Origin of the sequence: Achromobacter xylosoxidans (assembly GCF_014490035.1) — a bacterium.
Taxonomy (GTDB): domain Bacteria; phylum Pseudomonadota; class Gammaproteobacteria; order Burkholderiales; family Burkholderiaceae_B; genus Achromobacter; species Achromobacter bronchisepticus_A.
Map to the genome: position 1 here is coordinate 108042 of NZ_CP061008.1, position 15592 is coordinate 123633.

The following is a 15592-nucleotide window of genomic DNA, read 5'->3' on the forward strand; positions in this document are numbered from 1 at the left end:
CTTCCTGATCGCTTTTATTCCGTCCCTGTCCATACGCAAGCAGTCCACTGAAGATGCCCACCAAACACATCGATACGCTTCTGCAGCACGCAGGCACCGCCCCGTTCAACCCGGAAACCGGCACCGCGCCGGTACCCCTGCCGCCGATGCGGGCCAGCACGGTGCGCTTCGAGAACCTCGCAGCGCTCGAAAAGGCCCAGCGCAGCAAGGCGGCAGGCGGCCGCGCCTCCACCTACGGGCGCATGGGCATGGACACGCATGCGGCGCTGGAAGAAGTCTTCACCCAGCTCGAAGGCGGCACGCATTGCTACCTGGCGTCCTCGGGCCTGTCGGCGATGACCATGGTCATGATGGCCCTGTGCTCGGCCGGCGACCACGCCCTGATCTCGGACTGCGTCTATGGTCCGATGCGCGAACTCGACGACGCGGTGCTCAAGCGCATGAACATCGAAATCACCTACTTCGCGGCCGGCGAGGACCTCGAAGCGCTGGTGCGTCCCAACACCAAGCTGCTGTACGTCGAATCTCCGGGATCGCTGCTGTTCGAGATGCTGGACATGGGCGCCATGGCCGCTTTCGCGCAGAGCCACGGGCTGGTGCTGGCCACCGACAATACCTGGGGTTCGGGCTACATCTACCGTCCCCTGACGTTGGGCGCGCAGGTATCCGTCATCGCCGGCACCAAGTACGTGGGTGGGCACTCCGACCTGATGCTGGGCGCGGTCGTCACCAATGACGAACAGATTGCCCGCAAGCTCAACCGCACGCAGTACGCCATGGGCTATTCGATCAGCGCGGACGACGCCTGGCTGGCTTTGCGCGGCGTACGCACCATGCCCATTCGCATGGCCCAGCACGCGCGCCATGCCTTGCAGGTATGCGAATTCCTCAAGAGCCGTCCCGAGACCGTGCGCCTGTTCCACCCGGCCTGGCCGCAGGATCCCGGCCACGCCCTGTGGCAGCGCGATTGCACCGGCTCCAATGGCATGCTTTCCGTCGAGCTGCGCCTGTCGCCGGCGGCCGCGCGCGTGTTCGTGGATTCACTGACGCTCTTTGGCATCGGCTTTTCCTGGGGCGGCTATGAAAGCCTGGTGCAGCTGGTGTCGAGCAAGGACCTGGCCAAGCACCGCTATTGGGGCGAAGGCGACAACGCCCTGGTGCGCCTGCACATCGGCCTGGAGTCGCCGGACGACATCATTGCCGACCTGACCCAGGCGCTGGAAAAGGCCGCCGCCGTCCAGGGCTGAGCGGCGCAAGGCGCGGCGGCCTCAGGCGGCCGCGCCGCGTATCCACGCGCCGATGCGCGCGGCGATGTCGTCGCTGTTGTCGTCCATCATGGGCATGTGCGAATTGCCGGCAATGCCCATGTCGGCCAGGCGCCAGGTTTGCACGCGGGCGCCTTGGCGCGTCAGCTCATCGGCATAGGCCTGGCCGGTGGCGCACAGCTTTTCCCATAGCGGCGTCGCGTCCAGGTAATCCCCATAGACGAACAGAAAGGGCTTGTCCGCCACGGCTTGGGCCGTCACCTCGGACGAGTAGCCCGAGGGCTCGATGCCGATGACCCCGCGCACCAGGTCCGGCCGCGCGTGCAGCGCGCGGTAGGCGACTTCGCCGCCGTGGCTGTGCGCCATCACCAGGCACGGTCCGACGCGGTCGAGCACCGCGCAGAACCCCTGCAATGCCGCATCGTTATTGCCCAGCCAGCGCGGCACCGCATGGCGGATGAAGTCGTCGAACGCGGCGACCGGAAAGCGCTGCCCGTCGAACGCACGCCGTGCCGGATAGTCCTCGGCGCGGCCGAAGCGGAACAGCGTCCAGCTTTCCTCGGCATTGCGGATGATGGGCGGCTCGGGCCAGACCTGCGTGAACGGCGCCCAGCCCGCGCGGCCGCGCTCGACGTTGTCCACGACGTACACCGCATGTCCCTGCCGCAGGAAATGCTGCATCCAGCCCGGCCTGCCATCCGGCGTCTGTTCCCACATCGCGCCCGTCATGCCGCCGCCATGCAGCAGCACGATGGGCAGCGGATGCGCCAGCCGCGCCGGGATGAAGTACTGCACGTAGGCCTGCTCGAAGTGATACAGCCCGTTGGGGTCATACGCCAGCGACGCGCTTTGCGTGAACGCGATATCGCGCCGAGGCAGGCCGTCGATGCGCACCTGCCGCCCGCCCGCGTAGAAGCTGCCGAAGTCGGCCAGGGCCACTGCCTGGGGAACCGCCTGCGTCATGGCTTGACCAGCGGGCATTGGCTTTCCGACAAGGGCCAGGCCAGCGCCGCGCCGGGGATGTTGCGCACGATGTTGTAGTAGTCCCAGGGCGCCTTCGACTGCGCCGGCGTCTTGACCTGCGCCAGCATCATGTCGCGCACCACCAGGCCGTCTTCGCGGATGTGCGCGTTGAGGCTGAACGGGTCGTCGATGGGCAGCGATTTCATCTTGGCCATGACGGCGTCGGCGTCCACCGTGCCTGCCGCCTTCACGGCCTGCAGGTAATGGCGCACCGAGCCGTAGACGCCGGCTTGCAGGAAGGTGGGGGGACGCCCCACGCGGGCCTCGAACTTCTTGGCGAAAGCGCGCGTGCCGTCGTTCATGTCCCAGTAGGACGGCACGGTCAGATAGGTTTTCTGCGCGGCTTGCAGGCCCAGGCTGTGCACGTCGGTGATCAGCAGCAGCATGGCCGCCAGCTGCTGCGCGCCGCCGATGCCGAATTCCGCGGCCTGCTTGATGGCCGAAATGGTGTCGCCGCCGGCGTTGGCGATGGCGATGATCTGCGCCTTGGATGCCTGCGCCTGCAGCAGGAAGGACGCGAAATCCGAGGCGTTCAGCGGGTGGTAGACGGTGCCGACGACCTCGCCGCCGTTGGCCTTGACCACGGCCTCGGTGTCCGCCGCCAGCTGCTTGCCGAAAGCATAGTCGGACGCCAGGATGAACCAGCGTTTGTTGCCCTCGTTGACCACCGCGGTCGCCGTGCCGCGCGACAGCGCATACGTGGTGTAGGTCCATTGCACGCCGTAGGACGAGCACTGCGCCTGGGTCAGCGCGGTGGTGCCAGGACTGGAGAACAGCACCAGCTTTTTCTTGTCGCGCGCGATGCCCTGCACTGCCAGCGCGACCGACGAGTTGGGCACGTCCACGATCACGTCCACGCCGTCGGTGTCGTACCATTTGCGCGCCATGCCGCTGCCGATGTCGGGCCGGTGTTGGTGGTCGCCCGAGACCAGCGAAATCGGCTTGCCCAGCAGGGTGCCGCCCATTTCCTCGATGGCCAGGCGGGCGGCTTCGACCGAGCCGCGGCCGGTGGCGTCGGCGGTGACGCCCGCCATGTCCGTGAGTACGCCGATCTTCACGCCGTCGGTTTCGTTGGCTTGCGCCAGGCCGGCGGCCAGCGCCAGGCACAGGCCCAGCATCGCGCGTTTGCGCGGGAATCGCTGCTTCATTTGTCTTCCACCCATTGTGTGCCGCTGTTGCGGCGATTTGTTGTGCGGAAAGTGTAGCGCGGGCCCAGGCGGGAACTGCAAAGAAAAACGCCCCGGCCGGCAGGCTCGGGGCGTTGTGGATTCCGGCTGGAACGTATCAGTTGCGCGCCAGCGGGATCAGGCGGGTCACTTCCTTCAGCGCGCCTTCGTAGCTGTTGCCCGCCATGACAGGCGAGGTCATGAACTTGCCGCCGACGGCGAACGACGGGGTGCCGTCGATGCGGTAGGCGTCGGCCAACTGGGTGGCGCGCTGCACCTGCGTCTGCACGCTGAACGAGTCGAAGACCGAGTCGAACTTCTCGCGGTCCACGCCCTGCGTGGCGATCCATTCGCCCATCGCCTTCTTGTCGAACAGGCGCTTGTGCTCGCCGTGGATGGCGGCAAAGACCTTGGGGTGCAGGTCCGGGCGGTCCAGCGCCAGCAGCGTGTAGTAGAGCTGCTGCAGCGGCTTCATGCCGGCGTTGAACGCGATCGGAACCTGCTTGAGCACCACGTCCGGCGGCGCGGTCTTGGCCCAGTCCTCAACCATGGGTTCCATGGCGGCGCAGTGCGGGCAGGTATAGGCGAAGAATTCCAGGACCTCGATCCTGCCCGGGGTGTCCGACGGCAGCGGCGGGTTGATGGCGATGGACTGCTGCGTGCCTTGCGCGTGGCTAGCCGGGCTGAAGAATGCCGTGGCGGTCAGCGCGGCCGCGGCCAGGATGCGGATTATCTTGGGGGACAGCATGGATGAGAGGTTCCTGAGTAAAAAGTTACAGACAGGCCCGGGGCCGGATAAGTTCAATGCTTGCGCGCGCGGCGGCCCACATTACTGGCGCACCACCGCGGTTTCGATCTTGTTCTCGCCCAGGCGGCCGCGTGCCCGGTTCATGTCGTCCAGGCGGGCAAACGGGCCCACCCTGACCCGGTTGATGGGCTTGCCGTTCACTTCGGCCTTTTGCACCGCCACCGGCAGACCCAGCAGGATGATGCGGGCCTTGAGGGATTCCGCGTCGTTCTCGCCCCGGAAGGCGCCAGCCTGCAGGTAATACGTGCCGTTGGCCGCGGACGCGGTGGCGGCCGGCTTGGGAGCCGGCGCGGGCGCGGCGGCGGGGGCGGCCTTGGAGATAGGCGTGGGCGCCTGGCTGGGGGTGGCGGACGGCGCGGCCGAAGCCACGGCGGGCGCCTTGGACGTAGGCAGGGTGGCAATCAGCGCGCCCAGGTCGTCCAGCTTGGTGGGGGTATCGTCGCCCTTGGAGGCGGCGGGTCCGGTGGCCTGGCCGGTACCGGCCCCGGGCAGCGGCGCGGGCGCCGTGGCGGTCGGGCCGGTGGACGGAGTGCCGGCGCCGCCGTCGCGGCCGTACAGGCCGGCGTTGGGGTCTGGCGCCTGGCGCGGGTCCGGCAGCTTGCCGTTGTCGCCCTGGCGGCTGGCCCGGTCGACGAAGGGCACTGGCGCCTTGGTGACGTAGAAGGCGACGACGGCGGCCACGATCAGGCCGATGAGCAAGCCGGCCAGCGCGCCGTACAGGGTGCTGCCGCTTTCGCCGGAGGAACGGCGGGTGGTTTTGCGCTTGGTTGCCATGAACCGATGTTACATCCGCTCGGGCGCCGATACGCCCATCAGCTCCAGCCCGTTGGCCAGCACCTGGCGCGTGGTCGAGGCCAGGCGCAGGCGGGCCAGCTTCAGGGCCCTGTCGTCGACCAGCACGCGCTCGGCGTTGTACCAGGCGTGGAAATCCGAGGCGCAGTCGCGCAGCCAGAAGGCGATATGGTGCGGCGACAGTTCCTGCGCCGCCAGCGCCACCACGTTGGGGAATTCGGCCAGGCGCTGCATCAGCGCGAATTCGGTCGGGGCGGTCAGCAGCGCCGCGTCGGCCTGGGCCACGTCGGCGGCCGGCATGGCGGCGTTGTTGATGACCGAGCAGATGCGGGCGTGCGCGTACTGGATGTAATAGACCGGGTTCTCGTCGCTCTTGGACAGCGCCAGGTCCACGTCGAACACGAATTCCGTGTCGGCGCGGCGCTGGATCAGGAAGTAGCGCACCGCGTCGCGGCCCACCCAGTCGATCAGGTCGCGCATGGTCACGTAGCTGCCGGCGCGCTTGGAGATCTTGACCTCTTCGCCGCCGCGCATGACCTTGACCATCTTGTGCAGCACGTAGGCCGGGTATTCCTTGGGAATGCCCTCTTCCAGCGCCTGCAGGCCGGCGCGCACGCGCGCCACGGTGCCGTGGTGGTCGCTGCCCTGGATGTTCACGGCGCGATGGAAGCCCCGCTCCCATTTGGCCTTGTGGTAGGCCACGTCCGGCACGAAGTAGGTGTAGCCGCCTTCGCTCTTCCGCATGACGCGGTCTTTGTCGTCGCCCGTGCCCAGTTCGGTGGTGCGCAGCCACAGCGCGCCGCCTTCCTCGTAGGTGTGGCCGCCGGCGATCAGCGCCTTGACGGTCGCTTCGACCCGGCCGGAGGTGTAGAGCGAGCTTTCCAGGTAGTAGTTGTCGAACGCCAGGCCGAAGGCCTGCAGGTCCAGGTCCTGTTCGCGGCGCAGGTAGGCCACGGCGAAGACGCGGATGTCGTCCAGGTTGTCGACGTTGCCCGTGGCGGTGACGTCCACGCCATCGGAGTGAACGGTCGCGCCGGCCTGGAAGTCGCGCGCGATGTCGGCGATGTAGTCGCCCTTGTAGCCGTCGGCGGGCCACTCGGGGGAATCGGTCGTCAGGCCGCGGGCGCGCGCCTGCACGCTGATGGCCAGGTTCTGGATCTGGTTGCCGGCGTCGTTGTAATAGAACTCGCGGGTGACGTCCCAGCCGATGGCGTCGTACAGGCGGCAGATGGCATCGCCCAGCGCGGCCTGGCGGGCATGGCCCACGTGCAGCGGGCCGGTGGGGTTGGCCGACACGAATTCGACCAGGATCTTCTCGCCGTTGCGCGGCGCACGGCCGAAGGCGGCGCCTTGCTCGGCCACGGCGGCGATGACGGCCTGGCGCGCGGCGGCGGTAATGCGCAGGTTGATGAAGCCGGGGCCGGCGATTTCAGCGGCCTCGATCAGGCTGGCGGCGCCGGGCTGGGCCATCAGGGCGTCGACGATGGCCTGGGCCAGTTCGCGCGGGTTGCGGCGGGCCGGCTTGGCCAGCTGCATGGCCACGTTGGTGGCGACGTCGCCGTGGGCGGCGACCTTGGGGCGCTCCAGCAGCACATTTGCCACGGCGTCGGGCAGGCTTTGCGCGACGGCGGCCTGGATCAGGGAGATAAGCTGTTTTTGTTGCTCGAGGAGCATGGGCGTCTGGAGAAGTTCTGAGTTAGTGACGGACGCGCCCGCACAGGCCGGGCCTGTCGGGCGGAGCGGACAGGGGCGGCGTAGCCGGGCGGACCGCGCGTGCCGGCTTCATGGCCGCGTCAGGTCCCGCTGTCACGGGAATCTCCTGAATCATAGCTTGATTTGGCCATGGAACCGGCCTGCGCCCTGGGCGGGAACGCCGCAAGGAAGGGTCCGGGGGGACACATGGCGCCGGTCGTCGGACCTGCTTCCCCAGGCCAGTTGGCAGTGCCCTGGTGTTGCGGTAGTGTATGTAAGTAATCAATGTGGGAGACTGGAATATGCTGATCACCTTTCATTCCAAGGTCGTGGCCGAGGTTCTGATGCTGACCGACCATGCCGGCGCGCTGCTGCTGGCGGCGGGCAAGTCCTTCAAGGACAAGATCCCGGAGCGCGGCGTTTTCACCGTCGAGCAGCTGGGGCCGGCCATCAGCGGCATCGAACGCGCGATCGAGGAATACCAGAGCGCCCATGACGGCTCCGAGGAAGAGGACGAGGACAAGGCCCCGGCCTCGCCCATGGCCCGCATGGTGGGCCTGAAGGAGCGCGCCTTCCCCCTGCTCGACATGATGCGCCAGTCCTTGGCGGCAAACGCCGAAGTCACCTGGGAGGTGTCGCGCGGCTGGTAAGCCGGCGAGCCCAATGTCGCCGGGCGGACAATCTGCCCGGCGTTTTTTGCCTACCCTACTCGCCTGACGCCACCCCAAGGAACCCCGACATGCGCAGCGACATCACCATCGTTTTCGATTCCCGCCGTTCGCTTGACCTCTCGGCCAGCGTCGAGCCCTCGCCGCAGCGCCAGAGCGATGCGCGCGACTGGTTCGACAGCGCCTGGGAAACGCTGGGCTGCGAACCGCTGCGTCCCAGCGGCAAGGTCCTGCTGCTGGACAAGGTGCTGGGCGTGGCCGATGCGCTGGGCTACGACACCCTGTCCTCCGACGAAAAAGAGGCGCGCGAGTTCGCGGAGCACCTGGCGCTGGCGCTGGAGCGTCCGCGCATCACCGTGGACTTGCCGGGGCTGACGGTAGGTTACTGAGCGATCCGGCCTCAACCCCAAGAAAAAACTGCCCCCATAGGGGCAGTTTTCATTTGGGCCGGTCCCGCAGGCGGGTCTAGCGGATGCCTGCCCGCATGAACGATTGCACGAATTGCCGCTGGAACAGCAGGAAGGCGATCAGGAGCGGCGCCGCCGACATCAGCGTGGCGGCCGTGATGACCGACCAGTCGATGCCCTGGTCGGTCGACGAGAACACCTGCAGGCCCACCGTCAGCGGCCGGGATTCGACCGAGTTGGTGATGATCAGCGGCCACAGGAAGTTGTTCCAGTGGTGGCTGACCGACACCAGCCCGTAGGCCACGTAGATCGGCTTGGCCAGCGGCACATACACCTTCCATAGCACCTGAAGCGCGTTGGCGCCTTCCATGCGCGCGGCTTCTTCCAGTTCTCGCGGCACCGTCTTGAAGGTCTGGCGCAAGAGGAAGATGCCGAAGGCGGATGCAAAGTAAGGCAGGCCGATGGCGAACACCGTGTCGCGGATGCCCAGCTGGCTCATGGAGCGGTAGTTCTCCACCAGCAGCACGTCCGGCATGATCATCAGCTGCAGCAGCACCAGCATGAAGACGAAATCGCGGCCGCGGAACTCGAAGCGCGCGAAGGCGTAGCCGGCCAGGGTCGACAGCACCAGTTGCGCCGCCAGCACCATGGTGACCAGCAGGAAGGTGTTGAGGAAATAACGCGGGAACGGCGCCGCGTGCCAGGCGCGCACGAAGTTGTCCAGCGTCAGCGGCGCGAACAGGTCGAAGCGGGTCGCGTAGGCGGGCGGGTGGAACGCCGCCCACATGGCATAGGCCAGGGGCAGGATCCACAGCAGGCCGAGCGCCCAGGCGCCCAAGGTATCGAGCTTGTCTTTCATTGATAGTGCGTCCTGCGGTCCAGCCAGCGGAACTTGACCAGCGCGGTCAGCGCCAGCACCACCAGCAACACGACGGTCAGCGTGGCGGCGTAAGCCGTGTCCCAGAAACTGAAACCCACCTGGTAGATGTAGTACAGCAACAGCGTGCTGGCGTTATCCGGCCCGCCGCGCGTCATGACCACTACGTGGTCCACCAGCCGGAACGCGTTGATCAGGGCATTGATCAGCACGAAGAGCGTGGTGGGCATGAGCAGCGGCCACAGGATGCGGCGGAAGTACTGCCAGCGCGATGCGCCTTCCAGCATCGCGGCCTCGCGCAGCGACGGCGATACCGTCTGCAGGGCGGCCAGGTAGAAGATCATGAAGAAGCCGGCTTCCTTCCAGACCGTCACCAGCATCAGCGCGGGCAGCGCGGTCTCGCGGTTGCCCAGCCAGTTGGGGCCCGTAGCGCCGAACAGCTGCATCACCTGGGCGATCAGGCCGTATTGCGGCGTGTAGAAGAACAGCCAGATGTTGGCCACCGCCACCATGGGCAGCACCGTCGGCGTGAAGTAGGCCATGCGCAGGAAGCCGCGCCCGCTCAGGTTGCGGTTGACCCACAGCGCCATGACCAGCGCGATGCCGATGGACGTGGGAATGGTCCCCAGCGCAAACCACAGGTTGTTCCACAGCGACTGCCAGAACACCGGGTCGTCGCGCATGACGGCGTAGTTGTCCAGCCCCACGAAGCGCGCGGGGCGCGCGCCCTTGGGGGTGGAGAAAAAGCTGTGCCATAGCGTCGCCACCGCCGGGTAGTGCGTGAAGGCGGCGAGCAGCACGAGGGCTGGCAGCAACAGCAGCCAGCCGTACAGCGCGTTTAAAGAGCGGCTCATCGTGCTTGTCGGTTTACTTGTAGGGACGCAGTATGCGGTCGGCCTCGCGTTGCGCGTCGGTCAGGGCCTGCTGCGGCGTCTTGGAGCCCGTCAGGGCGGCTTGCAGGGCGTCGTTCAGGGTCTTGGTGACACGCTGGTTCTCATGCGTGGAGAACTCGGCCACGCTGACTTCCAGCTGGTCGCGCGCGACCGCGGCGGCCGGCACTTCCTGCGCGTACTTCTTCATCTTTTCGGTCTGCCAGGCGGCCGGGGTCACGGCCACGTAGCCCGTGGCGATGCTCCAGTCGGCGGCGCGCTCGGGCGTGGTGACCCATTGCGCGAACTTCAGCGCGGCCTGCTGCTGCGCCGGCGTGCCGCTCTTGAAGATGTAGAAGTTGCCGCCGCCGGTCGGGCTGCCGCCGCGCTTTTGCTGCGGCATCATGGCCACGCCGAACGGGAAGTCGGCGTTCTTGCGGATGTTGGTCAGGTTGCCCGTCGTGGTCCAGACCATGGCGGCCTTCTTTTCCAGGAAGTCCTTGGGCGTGGTGCCCCAGTCGATGGTGCCGGTCGGCATGATCTTGTGCTTGGCCGACAGGTCGTGCCAGAACTGCGCGGCTTCCACCACCGCAGGCTTGTCCAGATAGACCTCGTTGCCGGCCTCGTTCATCAGGATCGCGCCATTGGGCGTGGTCAGCGCCTGGAACAGCCAGTAGGCGAACGCGCCGCCCGAGGGGATCTCGATGCCCCACTGCGTGGTGTTGCCGGAGGCGTCCTGCTTGGTCAGCTTCTTGCCGTACTCGACCAGTTCGGCCCAGGTCGCCGGCGCGCGCTCGGGATCCAGCCCCGCGGCCTTGAACAGGTCCTTGTTGTAGTACATGACGATGGTCGAACGCTGGAACGGCACGCCCCAGGTATGGCCGCCGGTGCGGCTGTTCTGCATGAAGGCGTCATAGAAACCGCCCAGCCACTTCTTGTCGGCGTCGCTCTTGGCCAGGCTGTCGATCGGCACAATGGCGTCTTCGTCGATCAGCGTGAACATGTCGGTGGACAGCAACACCGCCAGCTGCGGCGGGGTGCCGCCCTTGAGCGCGGTCAGCGCCTTGGCGATGGAGTCCTGGTAGGAGCCCGCGTAGATCGGCTTGATCTTGATGTCGGGATTTTCCTTCTGGAAATCCGCCACCATGTCGTCGACGATCTTGGTGATGGGGCCGCCGACCGCGACGGGGTAATAGAACTCCACCTCGACGGGCTTGTTCTGCGCTTGCGCAGGCAGCGACAGGCAGGCGGCGGCCAGGCTGGCGGCCAGGGTTTTCAGTACGATGCGACGCATGTTGTTTTCCTTTCCTGTGTACGGGCCCTAGCGGCCAGCGGAGTTGATGACCGCCGAATCGGCGGCAAAGAAGTGCTGCTGGCCGTCCTCCCAGGACAGGCCCAGTGTTTCGCCTGCGCCGGCGCGCAGATGGCCGCCCACGCGCACGGCCACGCCGCTGGTGTCGCCCACGCGGCAGACCACGATGGAATCCGCGCCGAAGTACTCCACGCTTTCCACGGTGGCGGGAACGCCGTCGGCGTCGATGCGGATGTGTTCGGGACGCACGCCCAGCTTCACGGCGCCCGCGGGGGCGCCGGCGATGGCGCGGCTCTGCGTGCCGGCGATGACGGTGGCGCCCTGCGCGGAGGTCAGGCCGATCAGGTTCATGGGCGGCGTGCCGATGAAGCGCGCCGCGAATTCGGTGGTGGGACGCGCGTACAGGCCGTCGGGCGTGTCGTGCTGTTCAATCTTGCCGCCGCGCAGCAGCACCACCTGGTCGGCCATGCTCATGGCCTCGGTCTGGTCGTGCGTCACGTAGACCATGGTGATGCCCAGGTCCTGCTGCAAGGCGCGGATCTCGCGGCGCATTTCATGGCGCAGCTGCGCGTCCAGGTTGGACAGCGGTTCGTCCATCAGGCACACCGGCGCTTCGGAAATCACGGCGCGGCCCAGCGCCACGCGCTGTTGCTGGCCGCCCGACAATTGCGAGGGCTTGCGGTCCAGCAGATGGTTCAGGCCCAGCAGGCCCGCCACGCGTTGCAGGCGGCGGTCATAGTCGCGCGCGGGCTCCTTGCGCACCTTGAGGCCGAACAGGATGTTCTCGCGCACGGACAGGTGCGGAAACAGGGCATACGACTGGAACACCATCGAGATGCGGCGCTTGGCGGGCGGCAGCTGGGTGACGTCGCGGTCGCCGATGTGGATGGTGCCGGAGGTGGGCGTGTCCAGCCCGGCAATCATGCGCAGCGTGGTGGACTTGCCGCAGCCGGACGGCCCCAGCAGGACCGTGAAGCTGCCGGCGGGAACCGTGAAGCTCACGCCATGGATGGCGGCAGCGTTGCCGTACTGTTTGGTGAGGTTATCCAGGACGATGGATGACATGCTGTCTCGAAGATCTAATAGTTAGATCCGCATTGTTGCCTGTTATGAAAACCTTTTCATTGTGCAGCGCAAACATGACGGATGTATGGCAGGACAAACTTTCGTAGTCTAGCGTCGGCCTCAGCCGAAGGGGTATGGGCCGGGGTATTCCCCAATGACTGCGTGATGCGTGACCAGGTTCTTCCCTTGCCACCAGTGCAGCTGGTAGCCCGGCGGTTCCATGATGTATTGCAGCGTCGGCCGCGGCCCCAACTCCATTGCGAGCTGGTGCGCGGTGCCCGGACAGGTGGACGCGATGGTGCCGCCGAAACGCTGGAAGATCGTGCGGTGCAGGTGGCCGCAAAGCACGCGCTCCACATTGGGAAAGCGCGCCACGATGCGTTCGAGCTCGGGGGCGCCAGCCAGCAGGCCGATGGCGTCCATGTGCTCGATGCCCGTCAGGAAAGGCGGATGGTGCATCAGGACCAGCGTGGGCCGCTCGGGCTGTTCGGCCAGGCGCGTGGCCAGCCAGTCCAGGCGGTCCTGGCAGAGTTCGCCATGGCTCTTCATGGGTACCACCGTGTCCAGCGCCAGCATGCGCAGCGGATAGGTCTCGATGGCGTACTGGATGAAGGGGCTCTCGCCTTGCAGATAGGCGTGGTCCGGGAAGGCCGCGCGCAGCTGGGCGCGGTCGTCGTGGTTGCCGGGCAGCAGGAAGTACGGAATTTCCAACGCCTGCAGGTGTTCGCGCAGCACTTGATATTCGTGCGGGCGGCCCAGGTCGGTCAGGTCGCCCGTGATCAGCACGCAATCGGGGCGCGGGGTCAGGGCATTGAGCGCGCGCACCGCGGGCGCCAGGAACGCCGCCGGATCGATGATGCCGTAGGCCTTGTCGCCCGGAGTGCGCATGTGCAGGTCGGTGATTTGTGCGATGAGCATGACGCGTATGCAGAAGAATGGTTGTTGTAGAGAGAGGCCTCAGCGGCGCACCGGCGCGGCGGTGCCGCCGACGACGATGCAATGCGGCAGGCGGTCCGAATGCGGCGCTTGGCCCTGGATCTGCGCCAGCAGGTTCGAGCAGGCCGTTTCGCCGATGCCGTCGCTGGGCTGGGCCACGGTGGTCAGGGGCGGCGTCAGCAAGGCGCCAAAGCGCATGCCGTCGAAGCCGCATACCGAGATGTCGGCGGGCACCGACAGGCCCAGGCCCACCAGGTCCGCGATCACGGCGGTGGCCAGCAGATCGTTGGAACAGAACAAGGCGGTGGGCGCCTGCTTGCCGCGCAGCGCCGCTTTCAGGGCGTCGAGGTCGCTGCCCGTGTGCGAGCTCATGGAGATGTGCTGGATGGCGTCCAGGCCCAGGCGTTTGGCGCAGGCGCGCGCGCCCGTCAGCCGGCGGCGGGCGCGGTCCGATGCGGTCAAGGGGCCCGTGACCAGCGCAATGCGCCGATGGCCCAGCGCGGCCAGATGCGCCACCATGTCGCTGGCGGCGGCGCGATTGTCGACCGATGCGAAGGGATGGGCGCCAGATTCGTTGTAGACGAGCACGTAAGGAATGTCGGCATGGTCCAGGTCGTCCAGCGTGGCGCTCTTGGCGGCGTCGGCGACCGTCAGGATCAGGCCGTCGACCTGATGGTCCATCAGGCCCTGGACCGCGGCGGATTCCACCGCGGGATCGTAGCCGGTGGCGGTCAGCATGACGCTGTAGCCCGATTCCCGCGCGCGCCGCTCCGCGCCTTCGAAGCATTCGGCGAAGACTGGGTTGGACAGCGTGGGCAGTATCAGGCCGATGGTGCGCGTGCTGCCGGAACGCAGGCTGCGGCCCACGCGGTTAGGCCGGAAGCCGGCCCGCTTGGCGACATTGCGGATATGCGCGAGCGTGTCCGGATGCACGATCTCGGGCTGGTTGAACGCGCGCGAAACCGTCGCCGGGGACACCCCGGCCTTGCGGGCCACTTCAATGATGGAAAAGCGGGGCGACGAGCGCGAGGCCATGGCGGGATTGCTGCCGGGATTCGTGAAAACGATTTCATCTTACTCGACAAATATGACCTTTGTGTTGCACGGGTTTGCGCTATGCTGATGCCGACGCAACAACACAAAGCCAAGGCGCGGCGCGCAATTTCCAGGGAAAAATCAGACTTTCTTGGGTATTTCCTAATTGACGCAAGGCGCACAATGGTTGGGATTGGTCCACTTGAACGTCGCGGCAGAAAACCGCGCGGCATGGCGGATCCTCGGTCAAGGGGACCGGGTGCGTAGTTGAGCCGCCGCGCGTAGCGCGGCGCCGGTAAAGAGGAAAGGACCATGTCTACTGCCTTGAACAGACTTGGCGCGCTGGAAGCCGCGCGCAAGCTGCAACGGCGCGAATTGACCGCAGAGCAATTGGTGCGCGCCTGCTTCGCGCGCATTGAACAACGCGAAAGCACCATCCATGCCTGGACCGCGTTGCAAAAGCAGGCTGCGCTGGAGCGTGCGCAGGAGCTGGACCGCGGCGCGCTGCGCGGCGTGCTGCACGGCCTGCCCATGGGCGTGAAGGACCTGTTCGACACGGTCGACCTGCCCACGCGCTACGGCTCGCCCATCTACGAACGCCACCTTCCGGGCCTGGACGCGGCCTCGGTGGCGCTGTGCCGGGGCGCGGGCGCGATCGTCGTCGGCAAGACCGTGACCACTGAATTCGCCACTTATCTGGCAGGCCCCACGCGCAATCCTCGCAACGAAGCCTACTCGCCGGGCGGCTCGTCCAGCGGCTCGGCTGCGGCGGTGGCCGACGACATGGTGCCCTTCGCCTTGGGCACGCAGACCGCGGCTTCCATCATCCGCCCCGCTTCCTATTGCGGCATCGTGGGCTTCAAGCCCACCTTTGGCAGCATTTCACGCGCGGGCGTCAAAAGCCTGGCGGAGTCCCTGGACACCATCGGCGGTTTCGCGCGCTCGGTGCCGGACGTGGCGCTGTTTGCTTCCGTGCTGATGCGCGATCCGCGCATGCTCGATCTGGCCTATGACGGCAAGCCGCGTATCGGCATGTACCGCAGCCTGCAATGGCGGCATGCGCTGCCCGAAACCAAAGAAGCCTACGCGCAGGCCGCGGCCATTCTGTCGCGCGCAGGCGCCGTGGTCGAAGAATTGCCGCTGCCGCCAGAGCATTGCGTGCTGGTGCAGCTGCATTCGGACATCATGGCGTTTGAAGCTTCGCAGGCATTGGCCTACGAGCGCCTGGAGCATGCGGCGCAGCTCAGCCCGAAGATCCAGGCCATCCTGGAAGCGGGCTCGCGCATTACCGCTGAAGAACATCAGAAGAACCTGATGCGCGTCGCCGAGTCGCGCGCGCGCGTGGACACGTGGTTCGACAAATACGATGTGCTGCTCGCGCCCAGCGCCAGCGGCGAGGCGCCGTTCGCGGACCTGGGGACGGGGGATCCGCAGTTCTCGCGCGCGTGGACGGTATTCGGCCATCCTACCCTCAGCCTGCCCTTCGCTACCGGCCCGCAGGGCTTGCCCGTGGGGCTGCAGCTGGTCGGTGCGCGCTATAGCGACCATCGCACGCTGGCGATGGCGCAGTGGGTTCATCAGCGGCTGTTGGCCGCCACTGCGCCGGATATCGGCGCGGCCGACATCTGGCCGCGCGGATAAGCGCGGCGCGCGCTCAAAGAAAAAGCCAGCCCGATA

General features: G+C 66.8%; 15 protein-coding genes. 4 read left to right on the forward strand and 11 right to left on the reverse strand.

Annotated features, from left to right (window positions below; translation table 11 throughout):
* Positions 1–53 precede the first annotated feature (53 nt).
* Positions 54–1247 (forward strand): cystathionine beta-lyase, encoded by a 1194-nt coding sequence (metC, locus tag IAG39_RS00525; protein ID WP_165867940.1) that lies wholly within the window; start codon positions 54–56, stop codon positions 1245–1247.
* A 21-nt stretch (positions 1248–1268) separates the two neighbouring features.
* On the opposite strand, the gene IAG39_RS00530 is transcribed toward metC, so the two are convergent.
* The 5 genes from IAG39_RS00530 to argS all read right to left on the reverse strand — a co-directional run bounded on the left by IAG39_RS00530 (position 1269) and on the right by argS (position 6728).
* A complete protein-coding gene (locus IAG39_RS00530) occupies positions 1269–2246 on the reverse strand; it encodes an alpha/beta fold hydrolase (protein ID WP_187524007.1) in 978 nt (325 codons plus the stop codon).
* On the reverse strand, positions 2225–3436 hold the full coding sequence (locus IAG39_RS00535) for an ABC transporter substrate-binding protein (protein ID WP_118934061.1): 1212 nt from the start codon (positions 3434–3436) through the stop codon (positions 2225–2227). Before IAG39_RS00535 ends, IAG39_RS00530 begins: the two co-directional genes overlap by 22 nt.
* A gap of 136 nt (positions 3437–3572) precedes the next feature.
* The gene (locus IAG39_RS00540; RefSeq protein WP_118934063.1) at positions 3573–4202 is read right to left on the reverse strand and encodes a thiol:disulfide interchange protein DsbA/DsbL; all 630 of its coding nucleotides are present in this window, start codon (positions 4200–4202) and stop codon (positions 3573–3575) included.
* Between the two features lie 81 nt (positions 4203–4283).
* Positions 4284–5036 (reverse strand): SPOR domain-containing protein, encoded by a 753-nt coding sequence (locus tag IAG39_RS00545; protein WP_187524008.1) that lies wholly within the window; start codon positions 5034–5036, stop codon positions 4284–4286.
* A 9-nt stretch (positions 5037–5045) separates the two neighbouring features.
* Positions 5046–6728, reverse strand: a complete 1683-nt coding sequence (gene argS / locus IAG39_RS00550) for an arginine--tRNA ligase (RefSeq protein WP_118934773.1) — start codon at positions 6726–6728, stop codon at positions 5046–5048.
* A 320-nt stretch (positions 6729–7048) separates the two neighbouring features.
* Here argS and IAG39_RS00555 point away from each other — a divergent pair, with 320 nt between their 5' ends.
* Entirely contained in the window at positions 7049–7396 is a 348-nt protein-coding gene (locus IAG39_RS00555; RefSeq protein WP_059376669.1) for a DUF1840 domain-containing protein, read from the forward strand.
* A gap of 89 nt (positions 7397–7485) precedes the next feature.
* The gene (locus IAG39_RS00560) at positions 7486–7803 is read left to right on the forward strand and encodes a hypothetical protein (RefSeq protein WP_059376671.1); all 318 of its coding nucleotides are present in this window, start codon (positions 7486–7488) and stop codon (positions 7801–7803) included.
* Positions 7804–7879: 76 nt separating this feature from the next.
* Here IAG39_RS00560 and IAG39_RS00565 read toward each other — a convergent pair whose 3' ends face one another.
* The 6 genes from IAG39_RS00565 to IAG39_RS00590 form a co-directional block, all read right to left on the reverse strand.
* A complete protein-coding gene (locus IAG39_RS00565) occupies positions 7880–8680 on the reverse strand; it encodes a carbohydrate ABC transporter permease (RefSeq protein ID WP_042795754.1) in 801 nt (266 codons plus the stop codon).
* Positions 8677–9552, reverse strand: a complete 876-nt coding sequence (locus tag IAG39_RS00570) for a carbohydrate ABC transporter permease (RefSeq protein WP_059376674.1) — start codon at positions 9550–9552, stop codon at positions 8677–8679. The genes IAG39_RS00565 and IAG39_RS00570 overlap by 4 nt, the downstream gene beginning before the upstream one ends.
* A 13-nt stretch (positions 9553–9565) precedes the next feature.
* Positions 9566–10861 carry an ABC transporter substrate-binding protein gene (locus IAG39_RS00575; protein ID WP_059376680.1) on the reverse strand — a complete coding sequence of 432 codons (1296 nt, stop codon included), beginning with the start codon at positions 10859–10861 and terminating at the stop codon, positions 9566–9568.
* A 27-nt stretch (positions 10862–10888) separates the two neighbouring features.
* A complete protein-coding gene (locus IAG39_RS00580) occupies positions 10889–11944 on the reverse strand; it encodes an ABC transporter ATP-binding protein (RefSeq protein WP_118934771.1) in 1056 nt (351 codons plus the stop codon).
* Positions 11945–12064: 120 nt separating this feature from the next.
* Positions 12065–12862 carry a phosphodiesterase gene (locus IAG39_RS00585; RefSeq protein WP_118934769.1) on the reverse strand — a complete coding sequence of 266 codons (798 nt, stop codon included), beginning with the start codon at positions 12860–12862 and terminating at the stop codon, positions 12065–12067.
* A 39-nt stretch (positions 12863–12901) separates the two neighbouring features.
* A complete protein-coding gene (locus tag IAG39_RS00590) occupies positions 12902–13915 on the reverse strand; it encodes a LacI family DNA-binding transcriptional regulator (protein ID WP_118934767.1) in 1014 nt (337 codons plus the stop codon).
* Positions 13916–14227: 312 nt separating this feature from the next.
* On the opposite strand from IAG39_RS00590, the gene IAG39_RS00595 reads away from it, so the two are divergent.
* Entirely contained in the window at positions 14228–15556 is a 1329-nt protein-coding gene (locus IAG39_RS00595) for an amidase (protein WP_118934766.1), read from the forward strand.
* The last annotated feature ends 36 nt before the right edge of the window (positions 15557–15592 follow it).

Bases quoted from the DNA above. Each gene is read 5' to 3' on its own strand.
- metC (WP_165867940.1), top strand. From the start codon at position 54: ATGCCCACCAAACACATCGATACGCTTCTGCAGCACGCAGGCACCGCC.
- IAG39_RS00530 (WP_187524007.1), bottom strand. From the start codon at position 2,246: ATGCCCGCTGGTCAAGCCATGACGCAGGCGGTTCCCCAGGCAGTGGCC.
- IAG39_RS00535 (WP_118934061.1), bottom strand. From the start codon at position 3,436: ATGAAGCAGCGATTCCCGCGCAAACGCGCGATGCTGGGCCTGTGCCTG.
- IAG39_RS00540 (WP_118934063.1), bottom strand. From the start codon at position 4,202: ATGCTGTCCCCCAAGATAATCCGCATCCTGGCCGCGGCCGCGCTGACC.
- IAG39_RS00545 (WP_187524008.1), bottom strand. From the start codon at position 5,036: ATGGCAACCAAGCGCAAAACCACCCGCCGTTCCTCCGGCGAAAGCGGC.
- argS (WP_118934773.1), bottom strand. From the start codon at position 6,728: ATGCTCCTCGAGCAACAAAAACAGCTTATCTCCCTGATCCAGGCCGCC.
- IAG39_RS00555 (WP_059376669.1), top strand. From the start codon at position 7,049: ATGCTGATCACCTTTCATTCCAAGGTCGTGGCCGAGGTTCTGATGCTG.
- IAG39_RS00560 (WP_059376671.1), top strand. From the start codon at position 7,486: ATGCGCAGCGACATCACCATCGTTTTCGATTCCCGCCGTTCGCTTGAC.
- IAG39_RS00565 (WP_042795754.1), bottom strand. From the start codon at position 8,680: ATGAAAGACAAGCTCGATACCTTGGGCGCCTGGGCGCTCGGCCTGCTG.
- IAG39_RS00570 (WP_059376674.1), bottom strand. From the start codon at position 9,552: ATGAGCCGCTCTTTAAACGCGCTGTACGGCTGGCTGCTGTTGCTGCCA.
- IAG39_RS00575 (WP_059376680.1), bottom strand. From the start codon at position 10,861: ATGCGTCGCATCGTACTGAAAACCCTGGCCGCCAGCCTGGCCGCCGCC.
- IAG39_RS00580 (WP_118934771.1), bottom strand. From the start codon at position 11,944: ATGTCATCCATCGTCCTGGATAACCTCACCAAACAGTACGGCAACGCT.
- IAG39_RS00585 (WP_118934769.1), bottom strand. From the start codon at position 12,862: ATGCTCATCGCACAAATCACCGACCTGCACATGCGCACTCCGGGCGAC.
- IAG39_RS00590 (WP_118934767.1), bottom strand. From the start codon at position 13,915: ATGGCCTCGCGCTCGTCGCCCCGCTTTTCCATCATTGAAGTGGCCCGC.
- IAG39_RS00595 (WP_118934766.1), top strand. From the start codon at position 14,228: ATGTCTACTGCCTTGAACAGACTTGGCGCGCTGGAAGCCGCGCGCAAG.